Origin of the sequence: Nocardioides sp. Leaf374 (assembly GCF_916862475.1) — a bacterium.
GTDB classification, from domain to species: Bacteria; Actinomycetota; Actinomycetes; order Propionibacteriales; family Nocardioidaceae; genus Nocardioides; species Nocardioides kribbensis.
This window is the reverse complement of the sequence record NZ_CAKASO010000039.1, coordinates 22,400-40,013: the sequence shown is the minus strand read 5'-3', so window position 1 is coordinate 40,013 and position 17,614 is coordinate 22,400. Positions and strand designations below refer to the sequence as shown.

Below are 17,614 nucleotides of genomic sequence, written 5' to 3'. Positions count from 1 at the left end.
CCGCGCCTGCTCGCGCCGCCGCCCCACCCGGCCCGGCTCCCGGCCGAGCCGGTCGCGCCGGCCGTGCGCTGCGCCGGCTGCTGCCCAGGCGCGCGGACGGGTGAGACCCGGCCGGTGCTGTGGCGTTCCCCACAAGTGACCCTAGGCTACTGACGGGTTACTTTGGGTCCGACGACCGACGCCGCCGCGTCGCCGCGCCGAGACGAAGGAGCACGTGCCGATGGCCCGCCTGTGCCAGACCGAGGGACTCACCGAGGACCAGTCCGAGATCCTGAAGGCCGTCCGCTCCTTCGTGGAGTCCGAGATCCTCCCCGTCGCCACCGAGCTCGAGCACGCCGACGAGTACCCCACCGACATCGTCGAGGGGCTCAAGGAGCTCGGCGTCTTCGGCCTGATGATCCCCGAGGAGTACGGCGGTCTGGGCGAGTCCCTGCTGACCTACGCCCTGGTCGTCGAGGAGATCGCCCGCGGCTGGATGAGCGTCTCCGGGGTCATCAACACCCACTTCATCGTGGCCTACCTGCTCATGCACCACGGCACCGAGGAGCAGAAGCAGAAGTACCTGCCGCGGATGGCGACCGGCGAGGTGCGCGGGTCGTTCTCCATGTCGGAGCCGGGCCTGGGCTCCGACGTCGCGGCCATCAAGACCAAGGCCGTCAGGACCGACGAGGGCTACGAGATCACCGGCCAGAAGATGTGGCTGACCAACGGCGGCTCCTCGACCCTGGTGGCGCTGCTCGTCAAGACCGACGAGGGCGCCGACTCGGTCTACCGGAACATGACCACCTTCCTCGTCGAGAAGGAGGCCGGCTTCGGGGAGACCGCCCAGGGCGTCACGGTGCCGGGCAAGATCGAGAAGATGGGCTACAAGGGCGTCGACACCACCGAGCTGGTGCTCGAGGGTCACCGCATCTCCGCCGACCAGATCCTGGGCGGCGCTCCCGGCCAGGGCTTCTACCAGATGATGGACGGCGTCGAGGTCGGTCGCGTCAACGTCGCGGCCCGCGCCACCGGCGTCGCCAACCGCGCCTTCGAGCTCGCCATCGCCTACGCCCAGCAGCGCGAGACCTTCGGCAAGCCCATCGTCGAGCACCAGGCCATCCTGTTCCGCCTGGCCGAGATGGCGACCAAGGTCGAGGCCGCCCACGCGATGATGGTCCGCTCGGCGCGGTCCAAGGACGGCGGGCAGCGCAACGACGTCGAGGCCGGCATGGCCAAGTACCTCGCGGCGGAGTACTGCAACGAGGTGGTGGAGGCGTCCTTCCGCATCCACGGCGGCTACGGGTACTCCAAGGAGTACGAGATCGAGCGGCTCTACCGCGAGGCGGCGTTCCTGCTGATCGGCGAGGGCACCGCCGACATCCAGAAGATGATCATCGGCCGGGCCGTGCTGAAGGATTATCGGCTGCGCTGAGCGGTGACCTAGGGTCTCGCGACATGGCGCAGCGGGTGGTCCTCCACGTCGGTCTGATGAAGTCCGGCACGAGCTTCGTGCAGGACCTGCTCTTCGCCGCCAAGGCGGAGCTGGGTGCGCACGGCGTGCTCGTGCCGGGCGCGGGCTGGGGCCGCCAGGTCGCCGCGGTCAAGGACGTGCTGTCCGCGAGCCCCGGGCGCCCGTGGCGCCGGATGGTCGACGAGATCGACGGGCACGACGGCACCGCGGTGGTGTCCATGGAGTTCCTCGGCCCCGCGGGGCCCGACCAGGTCGACCGCGTGGTGGGAGCCTTCGGCGGCGCCGTGGTGGACGTGGTGGTGACGGCCCGCGACCTCAACCGCTCGGTCGCGTCGCTGTGGCAGGAGACGATCCAGAACGGCCGCAGCTGGGGCTGGGACGAGTACGTCGCCGACGTGGCCGCCAAGCGGCCCGGGCGCGGCGCCGGGGTCGCCGACCGGGTCACCGCGGGAGGCACGTTCTGGCGTCAGCAGCACCTGCCGCGCGTCGTCGACTCCTGGTCGCGCGCGGTCGGGCACGACCACGTGCAGGTCGTCACCGTGCCGGGGCCCGGCGCACCCCGCGACACCCTGGCGCACCGCTTCGGCGAGGTGCTGGGCGTGGCGGTGCCCGTCCACGAGGGCACCGGTGGGGCCAACGCCTCCCTCGGGCTGACGTCGACCCTGGTCCTCCAGCGGGTCAACCAGCTCCTCGACGCCCAGGGCCTGACCTTCCCGACCGGGGCCAGGCTGCGCAAGCAGGTGCTCGCCAAGACGGTGCTGGCCGCGCGCCGGGCCGAGGAGCCGCGCCTGGGTCTGCCGGTGGCGCCGTGGGTGGTCGAGCAGGCGGCCGACACCGTGGCGGTGCTCCGGGACGCCGGCACGAGGCTGGTCGGCTCCTGGGAGGACCTGACCCCCGTCGAGGTCCCCGGGGTCCACCCCTCCAGCATCGACGCCGTCGAGGTGGGCGAGGCTGCCCTGGTCGCGCTCGCGGGTCTCGTGGCCTCGCAGGTGGTGGACTGACCGCGACGCCGGCGCCGGGTGTCAGCAGGTCTCGACGACGCCCTGCACCTGGTAGGTCGTGCGCACGGGCCGGTGGTCGGACAGCGTGACGGCCGGCACCGAGCTCGCCAGGGGCGTGATGCCCGACCCGCCGTGCAGCAGGTAGTCGATGCGGCCGCGCAGGTTGACCGAGGGGTGGGTGAAGCCGGGCCCGGCGCCCGAGGAGGGCCAGCTGTCGACCATGGTGGCCGCCAGCGTGCGCATCGGCGCCGAGGTCGGGTGCGCGTTCATGTCGCCGCCCAGGACCTTGGGCAGCGGGTCGGCGGCCATGACCTGGTTGATCGCACGGGCCTGGGCCATCCGCGAGGGCTCGGAGCGGTTCTGCAGGTGGGTGCTGTAGAGGCTCACCGGCACGCCGTCGACGTCGATCGTGGCGTGCAGCAGGCCGCGCTGCTGCATGCCCTTGCCCGGCAGGAACGGGAGCAGGCGGTTGGCCGACTCCTCGATGGGGAAGCGCGAGAGGATCGCGGTGCCGTACTGACTGCCCCCGCTGCGCAGCACGTTGGCCCCGAAGGCGTTCTGCATGCCCAGCTGTGCGCCGAGGATCCCGGGCTGGTCGGTGCGCCGCGAGAAGGCACGGTTGCGGTCGACCTCCTGGAGCAGCACGACGTCGGCGGCGGTCGCGGCGATCGCGCGGGCGTAGTCGTCGAGCTGCAGCCCTCGCCCGCTCGCGAAGCCGGACTTGATGTTGTAGGACAGCACCGTCAGCTCGCGCTCGACGGTCTCGGGCTGGCAGGTCGTGCGCTCCTCCACCTGTCGCGCGAGGCGTCGCACCGGCAGGGCCGTCTGCCGGCCGGGCACGGCGGTGCCCGGCTCCAGGGCGGCGCGCAGCTGCTGGGCCCGCTGCCCGGGGGCGGGCTCGATGGCGGCGGGGGCCTCCAGCACCTCCTGGGTCGGGCGCGTGGTGGCCGCCACGGGAGCGGTGGGCGTGGTGCCGGCCTCGGCCGCGCGCAGGTCGGCGCTGCCGTCGTCACCGGGGGGCAGCCCGCCGGTGAGGGCCAGGACGAGCGCCACGCTGGCCAGCACGGCCGCCACCGGCAGCAGCGTCAGCAGGGGACGCGGGCCCGGCGCGAGGTGGCGGGGGTCGTCGGTCGGCGGGAGGGACGGCACGGGGGAAGTGTAGGCGGCCCACCGCCGGGGCGTGACGAAACCCACGGCGGGCACCCGGCCGCCCGGGTGCGGTGTGCGCCACCATGGCGTGCGACACCGCGAGCGGGTGCACGACGACGCCCGACGCCCGAGCCAGAGGAGAGCCCATGCAGTTCGGCCGCAGCTACGAGGAGTTCGAGGTCGGAGCGACCTACAAGCACTGGCCCGGCAAGACCGTGACCGAGTACGACGACCACCTGTTCTGCCTGCTCACGATGAACCACCACCCGCTGCACCTCGACGTCAACTACGCCGGGGAGACCACGCAGTTCGGCAAGAACGTCGTCGTGGGCAACTACGTCTACTCCCTGCTGCTGGGGATGAGCGTGGCCGACGTCTCCGGCAAGGCCATCGCCAACCTCGAGGTCGAGTCGCTGCGCCACGTGGCGCCCACCTTCCACGGCGACACCCTGTACGGCGAGACCACGGTGCTGGGCAAGACCGAGTCGACGAGCAAGGACGACCGTGGCGTCGTCCACGTCGAGACCATCGGCTACAACCAGGACGGCAAGGTCGTGTGCGTCTTCCGGCGCAAGGTGATGGTGCCGAAGGAGAACTACCTCACGCAGCGCGGTGGCGAGCAGCCCGGGCGCCCCGTGCCGCAGCCGGACAAGAACTGGGCCGGACCACAGGCCTGACCCACGGCGTTCCGCTGCCGACGACCGGCGGGGTGGGGCACCATCCCCACCATGGCCCGCTCCGCACCGCAGCTGAGGCGCCGCGCCACCGCCGCGCCCACCCACCGGGTGGCCGGGACCGCCCCGGCCACCCGGCGGGGCACCCGTCCGCCCCGGCCGGGCGAGCGCCTGCGCTACCGGTTCGACAACTCGATGGCCCGCGGCACGCCGGCGCTGGTCGGCTGGCTGGCCGCGGGGACCGCCGTGCTGGTCGTGGCCTTCGCCGCGGCCGTCAGCCTGCTGGGCCTGCGCGGCTCCGACGACCCGGTCGCCGACCGCAGCTTCGCCGACGAGGTCTTCTCCGCCCTGCTGCACGCCCTCGACCCCGGCACCGTGGCGGGGGAGGAGCAGGCACCGTGGCGGCTGGTGGCCGCCATGCTCCTGCTGACCGTGGCCGGGCTCTTCGTGGTCTCGGCCCTCATCGGCGTCATCGCCGCCGGGATCGACGCGCGGCTGGCCGACCTGCGCCGTGGGCGCTCGATCGTGCTCGAGCGCGACCACACCGTGGTGCTGGGCTGGTCGGACTCGGTGTTCACGATCCTGCGCGAGCTGGCCCTGGCCAACGAGAGCCGGCGACGACCCGTGGTGGTCGTGCTCGCCGACCGCGACAAGGTCGAGATGGAGGACGAGATCCGCGCCAAGGTGCCCGACCTGCGCGGCACGCGGGTGGTGTGCCGGTCGGGCTCGCCGATGGACGTCGACGAGCTCGCGGTCAGCAGCCACGCCACGGCGCGCTCGGTCATCCTGCTGGCGCCCGACTCCGACGACCCCGACAGCGAGGTCGTCAAGACCCTGCTGGCGCTCACCCACGAGGGCTCCGAGGGGCCCCGGATCGTGGCCGAGATCCGCGACCCGGCCAACCTGGAGGTCGCCCGGCTCGTCGGCGCCCGGCGCACCTCGCTGCTCGACATCCGCGAGACGGTGGCCAAGCTGCTCGTGCAGACCTCGCGCCAGTCCGGCGCCGCCGCGGTCTACACCGAGCTCTTCGACTACGACGGCGACGAGATCTACTTCCTCACCGACCACGGGCTGGCGGGCGCGACGTACGAGGAGGCGCAGCTGTTCTACGAGCGGGCCACCGTGATCGGCCTGCTGGACGGCGGCGTCACGCGCCTCAACCCGCCGCCCTCGGCCGTGGTCGGCACGGCCACGCTCATCGTGGTGGCCGAGGACGACGGCGTGCTCGCCGGCGCCGCGGTCGCCCGGACCCGTCCCGACCCCGCGGTGCTCGGCGTCGAGGACGGCACCGACGCCCACCCCACGCGGGCCCTGCTCCTGGGGTGGAACGAGCGCGCCCCGATCATGCTGCGCGAGCTCGACCACTACGCCGAGCCGGGCTCGACGCTGACCGTGGTGACCACCCACGGCGACCCGGTGCTGCCCACCGACCTCGAGCACCTCGCGGTGAGCGTCGTGCGCGCCGGCACCACCGACCGCGCCGTGCTGGAGCAGCACGTCGTGGAGGGCCTCGACCAGGTGCTGGTGCTGTGCTACTCCGACCACCTGGACGCGCAGGCCGCCGACGCCCGCACGCTGGTCACGCTGCTGCACGTGCGCGACATCCTCTCGCGCCGGGAGCACCCGACCGCGGTGGTCAGCGAGATGATGGACGACCGCAACCGCCTGCTCGCCCAGGTCGCCGACATCGACGACGTCGTGGTGAGCGGCGAGATCGTGAGCCTCATCGTCACCCAGCTCTCCGAGGACGGTCGGCTCGAGGACGTCTTCGCCGAGCTGCTCGGCTCCGAGGGCAGCGAGGTCTACCTGCGCCCGGCCCACTGGTACGTCGCACCCGGCGCGCCGGTCGCGTGGGCGAGCGTGGTGGCCGGTGCGTCGCGCCGCGGCGAGACCGCCCTGGGCTGGACGTCGACGGCGCTGGCCGTGCGGGGCGAGGACTTCGGGGTCCGGCTCAACCCGGCCAAGTCCGACCTGCTCACGGTGCTCCCCGGCGACCGCGTGGTGGTGCTGGCCGAGTCGTGACCGCCCGTGACCGCTCCGGGGCCGCGTCGGGGCCGCCTCGGGGCCGACTGACAGGATGGCGCCATGGGCGACGTCTGGCTGGTGCGGCACGGGGAGACCGAGTGGAGCCGGGAGGGTCGGCACACCTCGACCACCGACCTGCCGCTGCTGCCCGAGGGCGAGGAGGTCGCGGCCGGCCTCGCCGGGCGGCTGCGGCGCGACTTCGCCCTGGTGCTGAGCAGTCCGCGGCTGCGCGCGCGGCGCACGGCGGAGCTGGCCGGCTGGGCCTCGGCCGAGGTCGACGACGACCTGCGCGAGTGGGAGTACGGCGACTACGAGGGCGTGACCACCCCCGCGATCCGCGAGGACGTGCCGGGCTGGACGGTGTGGACCCACGGCTGCCCCGGCGGCGAGGACGCCTCGGACGTGTCGCGGCGCCTCGACCGGGTCGTGGCGCGGGCGCGGGGCGTCGACGGCGACGTGCTGCTCTTCGCCCACGGCCACTCCCTGCGCGCCCTGGCGGCGCGGTGGCTCGACCTCCCGGTGGCCGACGGCCGGCTGCTGCGCCTCGACACCGCCACGGTCTCGGTGCTCGGCCACGAGCGGGAGACCCCCGTCGTCCTGCGGTGGAACGCCTGAGCGGCCCTTAGCGGCCCTTGACGGCGGGGCCCGAGGGCGGTCACCGTGGCTGCGTGCCGCTCTCCGCAGCCTGCCCCCGCTGCCCGGCCCCCGTCGCTCCGCTGCCCGCGGAGCAGGGCCCAGGGCTCTGGTCCTGCCCCGAGCACGGCGCCGCCGCCCCGCTGTGGCGCCCCTCGGAGGTCGGCTACGCCGACTTCACCGACCACCTCGAGATGGCCGGCGACCTGCCCAGCCTCCTGCCCTGGCCGCTGGGGCCCGACTGGTCGGTGACCGGCTTCGGGGTGGTCGCGGCCCGACCGGGGGCCGCGCGGGCGGTGCTCACCGCCTGCACCGGCACCACGGAGGCCGACGGCCCGGTCGACGTCGTGGTCGTCACCGAGGAGGCCGGCACCGGCCTCGGGGCGCGCGTGGCGGGCACACCCCACACCGACCCGGGCTACGAGATCGGGGGAGCCGCGCCGGTGGTGCGTCTGCGCGTCGAGGGCCAGCAGGTGCCGCTGTGGGCGGTCTCGACCAGCGCGGCCGACGGCGAGTGGGACCGCTCGGTGCTCGCCGGGGAGGCCCACGGGAGGTGGCTGTGGGTGGTCGTGCGGCCCGCGCCGGCGGTGCTCCTCCTGCACGGCGAGTGGCACCTGCGCGACGTCTCCGCGCTCGGCCCCGGCCTGGTCGAGCTGCCCTTCGGGGGGCCGGCCCCGGCCTGGTGAGCCGCGGCGGGGCAGCAGGGGGCGGGTCAGGCGTCCTCGGGCACCACGGCCCCGCCGACCGTCAGCGCCGCGACGGCCGTGGTGAGGGGCACGGCCAGCACCAGCCCGACCGCGGAGGCCAGGGTGCGCACGATCTCCACCCCGATGGACTCGTCGGCCAGCAGCTCCAGGAAGGGTCGGTCGTAGAGGCTGAGCAGCATGAGCACGGCCAGGCCGGTGCCGGCGTAGGCGAAGACGATCGTGTAGATCGTCGAGGCGATGTGGTCGCGCCCGATGCGCATGGCGCTGCCGAAGAGCTGGCGCCGCGAGAGCTCCGGCGCCGCGGCGCGCAGCTCCCACACCGCCGAGGACTGGGTGATCGTGACGTCGTTGAGCACCCCGAGCCCGGCGATGATCACCGCGCAGGCCAGCACGCCCTGGCTGTCGAGGGCGGGGGCGTAGGTCGCGAGCACCTCCCCGGTCTCGTCGCTGATGCCCGAGAGCCGCGCCGCGCCGACCGCCCAGACGCCGAGGAGGGCGGTGGCCCCGATGCCGGCCAGGGTGCCGAGCAGGGCCGCGCTGGTGCGCAGCGAGGGGCCGTGGGCGAGGTAGAGGACGACGTACATGATCGCGGCGGAGCCGACGGCGGCCACGGCCCAGCCCGACCCGCCCGCGAGCAGCGCCGGCAGCAGGAAGCGGGCGATGACGAGCGCGGCCAGGCCCAGGCCGACCAGCGCGAGGAGTCCCCGCAGGCGGGCGACGAGGCCGACCAGGACCACGAAGGCGCCCGCGAGCAGCCCCAGCGGCAGGGTGCGCTCGACCCCGGCGAAGCCGTAGCCCACCTGGCCGTCGGGCGTGCTGGAGGCCGGCAGTCGGATGAGACGGACCGTGTCGCCGGCCACCAGGCCCGAGCGGCCGACGTAGGGCGGGACGCCGAGGGTGACGTCCTCGCCCCCGACGTCGGCGGTGAGGGTGTCGCAGTCCTCCGGCGGCGGCTCGCGCGAGCCCTGCTCGCCGTCGACCAGCACCGGGCAGGAGGGACCGACGTCGACGACGGGGGCGGTGAGGGTGGTGGTGCCGCTGCGCAGGAAGTCGACCTCCTCGGGCGCGTCGGAGGCCGCGGGCCACAGCACGACCAGCCCGACGAGGGTGACCACGGCGCCCACGGCGAGCAGGCCCAGCAGCACCGCCCGCGCCCGCAGGCCCACGTCGAGCGTCGGGGGAGGTCCGCCGTGGGAGTGGCCGTGGCCCGACTCCACGGCCGCGGCGGTGGCGGCGGGGGAGCGGGGCGGCGTGCGGTCGGCTCGGTGACTCCCCATGGGCGTCATCATGCCCGGACGCGACGGCCCTGTCGGTGGGGTGGTCCTAGGGTGGGGGGGTGCGCATCGACCTCCACACCCACTCGCGGGCCAGTGACGGCACCCAGTCGCCCGACGAGCTGGTGCGGGCCGCGGCGGCCGCGGGCCTCGACGTGGTGGCGCTCACCGACCACGACACCGCCGAGGGCTGGGCCGAGGCCGAGCGCGCCGCCGCCGACGTCGGCATCGGGCTGGTGCGCGGCATGGAGATCAGCACCCGCCACGAGGGCCAGTCGGTGCACCTGCTGGCCTACCTGCCGGACCCGACGTACCCGCCCCTGGCCGAGGGGCTCACCCGCATCCTCGAGGGGCGGGTGTCGCGCGTGCCCGACGTCGTGGCCCGTCTCAACGCCCTCGGCATCGAGATCACCGAGGCCGACGTCGCCGCCGTCTCCGGCGACAGCGCGGCCAGCGGCCGGCCCCACGTGGCCGACGCCCTCGTGCAGCGCGGCGTCGTCGGCGACCGCACCGAGGCCTTCACCCGCTTCCTCAACCCCGGCCGTCCCGCCTACGTCGACCGCTACGCCGCGCCGCTGACCGACATGATCGACGCGGTGGCCGGCGCCGGCGGGGTCAGCGTGATCGCCCACCCGTGGGGCCGGCGCAGCGACGAGCGCCCCGACGCGGCCACCCTGGAGGCGCTGGCCGAGCGCGGCCTGGCCGGCATCGAGGTCGACCACCAGGACCACGCGCCGGCGGCCCGGGAGCGGCTGCGCGCGATCGCGACCGACCTCGGCCTGGTCGCCACCGGGTCCAGCGACCACCACGGCACGGGCAAGGTCGACCACGACCTGGGCTGCCACACCACGCCCCCCGAGCAGCTGCACCGCCTGCTCGAGCTGGCGGCCGCGGCCGCGGCCCGCTCGGGCCGCGCGACCCCGCAGCCGCTCCTCCTGCCCTGACCGGGCCGGTCAGCGCCGGTCAGCGCCGGTCAGCGCCGGCCCAGGCCCTGGAAGCGCTGCAGCACGCCGCCGGGCACGACCCGGGCCAGCGCGGTGATCGCCTTGTACTGCGCGCTGGGCACCGAGAGGCTGCGGCCGCGGTCGTAGTCGGCGAGCGCGTCGCGCACGAGCCGGTCGGCCTCGAGCCACAGCAGGTCGGGCGCGGAGCCGCGCGAGACGTCCATGCGCGCGTGGAACTCGGTCCTGACGAAGCCCGGGCACAGCGTCATGACCCGCACGCCGCGCGGGGCGTACTCGTGGGAGGCCCAGGCGCCGAACTGGTTGACCCAGGCCTTGGCGGCCGAGTAGGTGCCGCGCGGCAGGAAGGCCGCGACGCTGGAGACGTTGACGACCCCGCCGTGGCCACGCTCGGCCATCGGCCCCAGCGCGGCGTGGCTGAGCCGCAGCACCGCGGTGACGAGCACGTCGAGCATCGCGGTCTCGGCGTCGGCGGGGTTGTCGAGGAAGCGGTGCTTGAGGCCGAAGCCGGCGTTGTTGACCAGCAGCTCCACGGGGCGTGCGGGGTCGGCCAGGCGCTCCTCGACGCGGAGCAGCTGCCCGCGGTCGGCGAGGTCGGCGGTGAGCACCTCGACCGCCACCCCGTGGGCGGCGCGCAGCTCGGCGGCGACCCCCTCGAGGCGGGCGGTGTCGCGGGCGACGAGCACGAGGTCGTGACCGCGGGCGGCGAGCTGCTCGGCGAAGGCGCGGCCGATGCCGGCGGTGGGTCCGGTGACGAGGGCGGTGCCCGCGGGGCGGTCGGGCTGCGGGGAGGACATGGCGCCCAGTGAAGCAGGCGCGGGGCAGCAGGCCGACGACAGCAGGCCGACGACAGCAGGCCGACGACAGCAGGCCGACGACAGCAGGCCGGTGACGGCAGGCGAGCGTCCGACACGGGCGGGCCCGCGTCCGGCATGATGGGCGGTGATGACCACGACACTCGCGATCGCCAACCAGAAGGGCGGCGTCGCCAAGACCACCTCGGTCGCCTCCATCGGTGCGGCGCTCGCCGAGCTGGGCCACGCGGTGCTGCTGGTCGACCTCGACCCCCAGGCCTGCCTGACCTTCTCCCTGGGCATCGACCCCGAGGTGCTGGAGCTGTCGGTGCACCACGTGCTCACCAAGGGCGTCGACCCGCTCGAGGTCGTCATCGAGACCGACGACGGCGTCGACCTGCTGCCGGCCACCATCGAGCTGGCGCGGGCCGAGGCCGACCTGCTGACCCGCACCGGGCGCGAGCACGTGCTGCGCGGGGTGGTGGAGGCCCTCGAGGAGGCCGACGCCGGCTACGACTGGGTGCTGCTGGACTGCCCGCCCTCGCTGGGCGTGCTCACCGTCGCCGCCCTCACCGCCGCCGACGGGGTGCTGGTGCCGCTGCAGTGCGAGACCCTGTCGCACCGCGGCGTGGGCCAGCTGCTCGACACCGTGCACGACGTGCGCCGCTTCACCAACCGCGACCTCGAGGTCTGGGGCGTGCTCCCCACCCTCTACGACGGGCGCACCAACCACGCCCGCACCGTGCTCGAGACCATCTCGCAGACCTACGACCTCGAGGTGGTCGAGCCCCCCATCCCCAAGACGATCAAGTTCGCCGAGGCGCCCGCCGCTGGCCGCTCCATCCTGGCCACGAGCCGCACGAGCAAGGGCGCCCAGGCCTACCGCGCCGTCGCCGCCAACCTGGTGACCCGCTCGCAGCGCCCGAAGGCGACGTCCTGAGATGACCGGCCGGCGGACCGGGAGCGGCCAGGGCGGCCCGCGCTACGGGCGCCTCGCCGCCCTCGGTTCCTCGCTCCTCGTCACGGCCGTGGCCGTCCTCGGCGGCACGGGTGTGCTGCCCTCGTCGGCCGAGGAGGAGGAGGCGCCGGTCGTCGCGCTCGAGAGCGCCCCACCGCGGGCGGGGGCCGAGCCGGAGCCCGAGGACCCGGCGGTGGCCGGCGCGCCCGCGGCCGCGTGGGGTGAGGGCGCCGCCGCGCTGCGGCGGGCGATGGACACCCTGCCCGCGCGCTCGGGCAGCGGGCGGCGCGTGGTCTTCAGCGAGTCGCGCCAGCGCGTCTGGCTGGTCGAGGGCTCCGGCGCGGTGGCGTCGACGTACCTGGTCTCCGGGAGCCTCACCGACAACCTCGACCCCGGCACCTACGAGGTGTGGTCGCGCTCGCTCGACGCGATCGGCATCGACGACTCCGGCACGATGCGCTACTTCGTGCGCTTCACCCGCGGCCCGAGCGGTGCCGCGATCGGCTTCCACGACATCCCGGTCGACGACGGCGAGCGCGTGCAGAGCCGCCTCGACCTGGGCACCCCCCGGTCGCACGGGTGCATCCGGCAGCAGCGCTCCGACGCGCGGCTGATGTGGGCCTTCGCACCGCTGGGCACCGAGGTCGTCGTCACGGCCTGACCGGCCCGACCGGCCTGCACCCGGAACGCCGCACGGCCCGCCGGCGGACCGGCGGGCCGTGCGTGGTGCTGCTGGCTCAGGCGGTCTCGGCCGCGGCCTGGGACGGGCTCTCGCCCTGGCCGCCCTGGCCGGAGCCGCCCCGGCTGCGACGGCGGCGACGGGCGCGGGGAGCACCGCCCTCGGCGGAGCCCTCGGGCGCGTCGGTGGCGGGGCCCGTCGTCGGCGCGGCGGCCGCAGCGGAGCCGCCGGAGTCGCCACCGCGCGAGCGGGTGCGGCTGCGGTTGCGCGCGGGGCGGTCTCCACCGCGGTCTCCACCGCGGTCGCTGCCACGTCCACCGCGCTCGCCGCCACGTCCACCGCGGTCGCCGCCGCGCTCCTCGCGGGGCTTGCGCTCGACCGGGGCGGGGTCGACGATGCGGCCCTTCGTGCCGGCCGGGATGCCGAGGTCGGTGTAGAGGTGCGGGGAGGTGGAGTAGGTCTCGGCCGGCTCGTCGAAGGGCAGGTCGAGGGTCTTGTTGATCAGCTTCCAGCGCTGCACGTCGGCCCAGTCGACGAAGGTGATCGCGGTGCCGGTCGCCCCCGCCCGGCCGGTGCGGCCGATGCGGTGGACGTAGGTCTTGTCGTCCTCGGGGCAGGTGTAGTTGATGACGTGGGAGACGCCGCGCACGTCGATGCCGCGGGCCGCGACGTCGGTGGCGACGAGCACGCGGATCTTGTCCTCGCGGAACTTGGCGAGGGCCTTCTCGCGGGCGACCTGGGCCATGTCGCCGTGCAGCGGGCTGGCGCTGAAGCCGCGCTCGGCGAGGTCGTCGGCGATGCGCTGCGACTGCCGCTTGGTGCGGGTGAAGACGATGATCTTCTCGGCGTCCTCGGCCTGGAGCACGCGCCCGATGATCTCGGGCTTGTCGAGGTCGTGGGCCTGGTAGATGAACTGCGCGGTCGCCGGCACGAGGGTGGTGTCGTAGGAGGACTCGGCGCGGATGTTCATCGGGTGGCGCATGTGGGTGCGGGCCAGGGCGACGATCGCGGAGGGCATGGTGGCCGAGAACAGCATGGTCTGGCGGGTCTCGGGGGTCATCCGCAGGATGCGCTCGACGTCGGGCAGGAAGCCCAGGTCGAGCATCTCGTCGGCCTCGTCGAGCACCAGGGCGTGCACGTGGGAGAGGTCGAGGGCCCTGCGGTTGGCCAGGTCGATCAGTCGCCCGGGGGTGCCGACGACGACGTCGACGCCGGCCTCGAGGGCCTCGAGCTGGCCGTCGTAGCCCACACCGCCGTAGACGGTGAGGACGCGCAGGCCGCGGTCCTTGCTGGCGATGGCGAGGTCGCTGGAGACCTGGAGGGCCAGCTCGCGGGTGGGCGCGACGATGAGCGCCTGCGGCTTGCCCTGCGGGATCTCGGCGTAGTCGGGGTCCTTGGGGGCGACGCTGCGCTGCAGCACCGGGATGCCGAAGGCGAGGGTCTTGCCGGTGCCCGTGCGGGCCTGGCCGATCAGGTCGGTGCCCATGAGGGCGACCGACAGCGTCATCTCCTGGATGGCGAAGGGGGTGGTGATGCCGGCGCGCTCGAGCGCGTCGCAGATGTCGGGGAGGACCCCGAGCTCTCGGAACGTGGTCAGTGGTCTCATCGCTTTCGTGAGCCCGGCGCGGGTGAGGGGCCGGGAGTCCGGATGCGGCGGACTCGTCGGGCTGCCCCAGTCAACGGTGCAGGTAGCTCTCGACAGCGTCAGCCGCGCACATACGTGGGCCGCTCGCGCCCGGCGGGCACGGCGCCCTGCGCCCGAGTCTATCGGTAGGGTGCGACCATGCCCCCATCGACAGACCGGCCGGACCCGGCCGGCGCCCCGGGCGGCGAGGACACCCCGCTCGCACTCGACGACCCCGCCTACCGCGAGGCCGTCGTCGAGCTGCTCGGAGCCATCGCCTACGGCGAGATCTCCGCCTTCGAGCGGCTGGCCGAGGACGCCAAGCTGGCCCCGCGGCTGGAGGACAAGGTGGCGGTGGCCGGCAAGGCCGCGGCGGAGTTCACCCGCGTCGCCCCGCTGCACGAGCGGATCACGGCGCTCGGCGCCGACCCCTTCGCCGCGATGGCCCCCTTCCGCGAGCCGATCGAGCTCTTCCACGAGCACACCGCGCCGGCCGACTGGTACGAGGGCCTGGTCAAGGCCTTCGTCGGCGACGGGCTGGCCGACGACTTCTACCGCGAGATCGCCGCCTTCCTCGACACCGACACCCGCGACCTCGTGCTGGCCTCGGTCGAGGAGACCGGCCACGCCGCCTTCGTCGTCGACCGGGTGCGCGCGGCCATCGCCGCCGACCCGCGCCTCGGCGGTCGGCTCGCGCTGTGGGGGCGCCGGCTCATGGGGGAGGCCCTCACCCAGGCCCAGCGCGTGGCCGCCGAGCGCGACGCCCTGTCGTCGCTGCTCGCCGGCGGCGCCGACGTGCCGGGGCTCGACCTCGCCGCCATCGGGCGGATGTTCACCCGGTTGACCGAGCGGCACACCGAGCGGATGGCCGAGCTCGGCCTCGAGAGCTGAGCGAGGCCCGGGCGCTCAGCGAGCGGCGCGGTGACGCGTGCGCTCACCGCGCAGCAGGGCGAGGGTGAGCGACACCCCGATCGCCGAGGCCGCGAGCTGCCAGGCGTGGCGCCACCAGTCGAAGCCGGTCACGGCCCGGTCGTAGACCGCGCCGTGCGCCAGGGTGCCCAGGGCCGCGGCGGCGATGCCGGCCAGCACGACCAGCCACAGCGGGGAGTCGTCGCGGCCGCCCCGCGCGATCCAGAGCGCCAGCAGCGCCACGACGGTGCCACCGACGAGGGACCACAGGATCGCATCGACGTCCACGACGCTCATGGTCCTCCTCCGTGGGGGGCCGGGGCAACGGGCACCCGGCCCCTCCTCGCGATCAGCTGCGGAAGCCGACCTGTCCGGCGACGCTGTTGCCGATCTCGACGTAGGCCAGCTTGGCGGCGGGCACGATGACCGTGCGGCCCTTGCTGTCCCGGAGCGTGACGACGCCGCCGGCGTCGACGGCGGTGGCAACGAGCTGTCCGATGGCCTCGGCGCTCTCGTCGGTCTCCACGACCAGCTCGCGTGCTGCCTGCTGGATGCCGATCTTGACCTCCACGGGTCCTCCTGTGAGTCGTCTGGGTGCTGCGGTGGGGTGTGCGGGGACGTGCTGGCTCGATGCTCCCACCCGGGTGGGGATCAGGCCTCGTCGGCCTTGGGGTAGCCCCGGATCCCGCGCCAGGCCAAGCCCGCCACGAGCGCCGCGGCGTCGGGTCGGTCGATGCCGCCGGCCTCGGTGAGCCAGAACCGCGCGCTGACCTGCGCCATTCCCACCAGCGACACGGCCAGCAGGCGCGAGGCGGGGTCGGGCAGCGCCGTGTCGTCGCGGATCACCTCGGCGATGAGGGTGGCGCACTCGGTGGTCACGCGGTCGACGTGCTCGCGCACGGCGGGCTCGTTGGTGAGGTCGGACTCGAAGACGAGCCGGAAGGCGCCCGACTCGGCGGCGACGTACTCGAAGAACACGTCGATCGCGGCGGCCACGCGCTGCTTGTTGTCCTGCGTGGACAGCAGCGCCTGGCGGCAGTTGTCGATGATGGCGTCGCAGGAGGAGTCCAGGAGCGCGAGGTAGAGGTCGAGCTTGCCGGGGAAGTGCTGGTAGAGCACCGGCTTGGAGACCCCGGCGCGCTCCGCGATGTCGTCCATGGCGGCGGCGTGGTAGCCCTGCGCCACGAAGACCTCGAGGGCCGACCCCAGCAGCTGGGTGCGTCGCTCGCGACGCGGCATCCGGCCCCCGCGGGGACGGGCCTGGTCGACGTCGGCGCGCGCCGTGTCGGAGGGGTGCTGGCCTGTGGTCACGCGGTGCTCCTGCTCGCTGAGGTCCCGCGGCGCCCGGCGCCGCACTCGTGCAGGGCGCGATGCTACCCGCAGGTCACCTCGGTCCGGATGACGGGACGCGGCGCGGCAGCCGCCCACCGGGCCGGGAGCATGGCCGGGAACACGCATGGGCGTCGAAGCGTTCTGACCCTCGTCCACCACCGACCGTCCGAGGAGCCCCTGTGTCCTTCCCAGCTCTCGTGGAGCCGGCCCCCGAGCTGACCATCGACGAGGTCCGCCGCTACAGCCGCCACCTGATCATCCCCGACGTGGGGATGACGGGGCAGAAGCGCCTCAAGAACGCCAAGGTGCTCGTGATCGGCGCCGGCGGCCTCGGCAGCCCGGCCCTGCTCTACCTCGCCGCCGCCGGTGTCGGCACCCTCGGGATCGCGGAGTTCGACGAGGTCGACGAGTCGAACCTGCAGCGCCAGATCATCCACACCCAGTCCGACATCGGGAAGTCCAAGGCGGTCTCCGCCAAGGAGTCGATCGCCGAGGCCAACCCCTACGTCGAGGTCGTCCTGCACGAGGAGCGCCTCGACAACGACAACGTCATGCAGGTCTTCGAGGGCTACGACCTCATCGTCGACGGCACCGACAACTTCGCCACCCGCTACATGGTCAACGACGCGGCGTACTTCCTGGGGATCCCCTACGTGTGGGGCTCCATCTACCGCTTCGACGGCCAGGCGTCGGTCTTCTGGCCCCAGGCCCGGCTCGAGGACGGCACCAGCGCCGAGGCGCCCTGCTACCGCTGCCTCTACCCCGAGCCCCCGCCGCCGGGCATGGTGCCCAGCTGCGCCGAGGGTGGCGTCCTGGGCGTGCTCTGCGCCGCGATCGGCTCGATCCAGGTCAACGAGGCCATCAAGGTGCTCACCGGCATCGGCGACCCCGCCGTCGGCAAGCTGGTCATCTACGACGCCCTCGAGCTGGAGTGGCGCAAGCTGAAGGTGCGCAAGGACCCGAACTGCGCGCTGTGCGGGGAGAACCCCACCGTCACCGGCCTCATCGACTACGACGCCTTCTGCGGCGCCATCTCCGAGGAGGCCGCCGACGCCGCCGCCGGGTCGACCATCTCGGTGACCCAGCTCGAGCACATGCTCAAGGAGCGCGAGGAGGGCAGCCGCGACTTCGTCCTGGTCGACGTGCGCGAGCCCAACGAGTACGAGATCAACAGGATCCCTGGCTCCGTGCTGATCCCCAAGGGCGACTTCCTCAACGGCTCGGCCCTCGAGCAGCTGCCGTCGGACAAGCAGGTCGTCATGCACTGCAAGTCCGGCGTGCGCTCGGCCGAGACCCTGGCCATCGTCAAGGGCGCGGGCTACTCCGACGCCGTGCACGTGGGCGGCGGGGTCGTCGCCTGGGTCAACCAGATCGACCCGAGCCAGCCGTCGTACTGACCGCCGGCGCACCTGCCGGGTGAGCCTGCAGCGGCGCCCGTCC

At 74.2% G+C, this 17,614-nt stretch carries 18 protein-coding genes; 11 read left to right on the top strand and 7 right to left on the bottom strand.

All coding sequences use genetic code 11. The features are described 5' to 3' along the window. Positions 1 to 220: 220 nt before the first annotated feature. Together LPA27_RS15620 and LPA27_RS15615 are read left to right on the top strand one after the other, a co-directional pair. Positions 221 to 1,414: an acyl-CoA dehydrogenase family protein gene (locus LPA27_RS15620; RefSeq protein ID WP_056863987.1), complete on the top strand. Its 1,194-nt coding sequence runs from the start codon at positions 221 to 223 to the stop codon at positions 1,412 to 1,414. Between the two features lie 23 nt (positions 1,415 to 1,437). Continuing rightward, complete coding sequence (locus tag LPA27_RS15615; RefSeq protein ID WP_228943031.1) at positions 1,438 to 2,454, top strand: hypothetical protein; 1,017 nt, start codon at positions 1,438 to 1,440, stop codon at positions 2,452 to 2,454. Positions 2,455 to 2,475: 21 nt separating this feature from the next. Here the strand turns inward: LPA27_RS15615 and LPA27_RS15610 are convergent, their stop codons facing one another. Then, on the bottom strand, positions 2,476 to 3,603 hold the full coding sequence (locus LPA27_RS15610) for an endonuclease/exonuclease/phosphatase family protein (RefSeq protein ID WP_228943030.1): 1,128 nt from the start codon (positions 3,601 to 3,603) through the stop codon (positions 2,476 to 2,478). 83 nt (positions 3,604 to 3,686) lie between these two features. On the opposite strand from LPA27_RS15610, the gene LPA27_RS15605 reads away from it, so the two are divergent. The 4 genes from LPA27_RS15605 to LPA27_RS15590 all read left to right on the top strand — a co-directional run bounded on the left by LPA27_RS15605 (position 3,687) and on the right by LPA27_RS15590 (position 7,621). Next, positions 3,687 to 4,280 carry a MaoC family dehydratase gene (locus LPA27_RS15605; RefSeq protein ID WP_324251266.1) on the top strand — a complete coding sequence of 198 codons (594 nt, stop codon included), beginning with the start codon at positions 3,687 to 3,689 and terminating at the stop codon, positions 4,278 to 4,280. A gap of 51 nt (positions 4,281 to 4,331) precedes the next feature. Beyond that, positions 4,332 to 6,299: a CASTOR/POLLUX-related putative ion channel gene (locus LPA27_RS15600; RefSeq protein ID WP_228943029.1), complete on the top strand. Its 1,968-nt coding sequence runs from the start codon at positions 4,332 to 4,334 to the stop codon at positions 6,297 to 6,299. Positions 6,300 to 6,362: 63 nt separating this feature from the next. After that, the gene (locus tag LPA27_RS15595; RefSeq protein ID WP_228943028.1) at positions 6,363 to 6,917 is read left to right on the top strand and encodes a histidine phosphatase family protein; all 555 of its coding nucleotides are present in this window, start codon (positions 6,363 to 6,365) and stop codon (positions 6,915 to 6,917) included. Between the two features lie 53 nt (positions 6,918 to 6,970). Further along, positions 6,971 to 7,621, top strand: a complete 651-nt coding sequence (locus tag LPA27_RS15590; protein WP_228943027.1) for a DUF6758 family protein — start codon at positions 6,971 to 6,973, stop codon at positions 7,619 to 7,621. 26 nt (positions 7,622 to 7,647) lie between these two features. Here LPA27_RS15590 and LPA27_RS15585 read toward each other — a convergent pair whose 3' ends face one another. Continuing rightward, positions 7,648 to 8,919 (bottom strand): YibE/F family protein, encoded by a 1,272-nt coding sequence (locus tag LPA27_RS15585; RefSeq protein WP_228943026.1) that lies wholly within the window; start codon positions 8,917 to 8,919, stop codon positions 7,648 to 7,650. Between the two features lie 59 nt (positions 8,920 to 8,978). Here LPA27_RS15585 and LPA27_RS15580 point away from each other — a divergent pair, with 59 nt between their 5' ends. Continuing rightward, positions 8,979 to 9,860: a PHP domain-containing protein gene (locus LPA27_RS15580; protein WP_228943025.1), complete on the top strand. Its 882-nt coding sequence runs from the start codon at positions 8,979 to 8,981 to the stop codon at positions 9,858 to 9,860. Positions 9,861 to 9,889: 29 nt separating this feature from the next. Here LPA27_RS15580 and LPA27_RS15575 read toward each other — a convergent pair whose 3' ends face one another. Then, positions 9,890 to 10,675, bottom strand: coding sequence for an SDR family NAD(P)-dependent oxidoreductase (locus tag LPA27_RS15575; RefSeq protein ID WP_228943024.1), 786 nt, complete (start codon positions 10,673 to 10,675; stop codon positions 9,890 to 9,892). A 148-nt stretch (positions 10,676 to 10,823) separates the two neighbouring features. Between LPA27_RS15575 and LPA27_RS15570 the strand changes: the two genes are divergently transcribed. Beyond that, positions 10,824 to 11,612 carry a ParA family protein gene (locus tag LPA27_RS15570; protein ID WP_056864595.1) on the top strand — a complete coding sequence of 263 codons (789 nt, stop codon included), beginning with the start codon at positions 10,824 to 10,826 and terminating at the stop codon, positions 11,610 to 11,612. Between the two features lies 1 nt (position 11,613). Further along, positions 11,614 to 12,291 (top strand): L,D-transpeptidase, encoded by a 678-nt coding sequence (locus LPA27_RS15565; RefSeq protein ID WP_228943023.1) that lies wholly within the window; start codon positions 11,614 to 11,616, stop codon positions 12,289 to 12,291. Positions 12,292 to 12,367: 76 nt separating this feature from the next. On the opposite strand, the gene LPA27_RS15560 is transcribed toward LPA27_RS15565, so the two are convergent. After that, positions 12,368 to 13,915, bottom strand: coding sequence for a DEAD/DEAH box helicase (locus LPA27_RS15560; RefSeq protein WP_228943022.1), 1,548 nt, complete (start codon positions 13,913 to 13,915; stop codon positions 12,368 to 12,370). 177 nt (positions 13,916 to 14,092) lie between these two features. Between LPA27_RS15560 and LPA27_RS15555 the strand changes: the two genes are divergently transcribed. Next, the gene (locus LPA27_RS15555; RefSeq protein WP_056863998.1) at positions 14,093 to 14,824 is read left to right on the top strand and encodes a ferritin-like fold-containing protein; all 732 of its coding nucleotides are present in this window, start codon (positions 14,093 to 14,095) and stop codon (positions 14,822 to 14,824) included. A gap of 15 nt (positions 14,825 to 14,839) precedes the next feature. Here LPA27_RS15555 and LPA27_RS15550 read toward each other — a convergent pair whose 3' ends face one another. The 3 genes from LPA27_RS15550 to LPA27_RS15540 form a co-directional block, all read right to left on the bottom strand. Next, positions 14,840 to 15,139: a hypothetical protein gene (locus LPA27_RS15550; protein ID WP_056903758.1), complete on the bottom strand. Its 300-nt coding sequence runs from the start codon at positions 15,137 to 15,139 to the stop codon at positions 14,840 to 14,842. A gap of 52 nt (positions 15,140 to 15,191) precedes the next feature. Then, positions 15,192 to 15,413, bottom strand: coding sequence for a DUF3107 domain-containing protein (locus LPA27_RS15545; protein WP_056864000.1), 222 nt, complete (start codon positions 15,411 to 15,413; stop codon positions 15,192 to 15,194). Between the two features lie 80 nt (positions 15,414 to 15,493). Continuing rightward, entirely contained in the window at positions 15,494 to 16,081 is a 588-nt protein-coding gene (locus tag LPA27_RS15540; RefSeq protein ID WP_056864596.1) for a TetR/AcrR family transcriptional regulator, read from the bottom strand. Between the two features lie 272 nt (positions 16,082 to 16,353). Between LPA27_RS15540 and moeZ the strand changes: the two genes are divergently transcribed. After that, positions 16,354 to 17,571 (top strand): adenylyltransferase/sulfurtransferase MoeZ, encoded by a 1,218-nt coding sequence (moeZ, locus tag LPA27_RS15535; RefSeq protein ID WP_056864001.1) that lies wholly within the window; start codon positions 16,354 to 16,356, stop codon positions 17,569 to 17,571. The last annotated feature ends 43 nt before the right edge of the window (positions 17,572 to 17,614 follow it).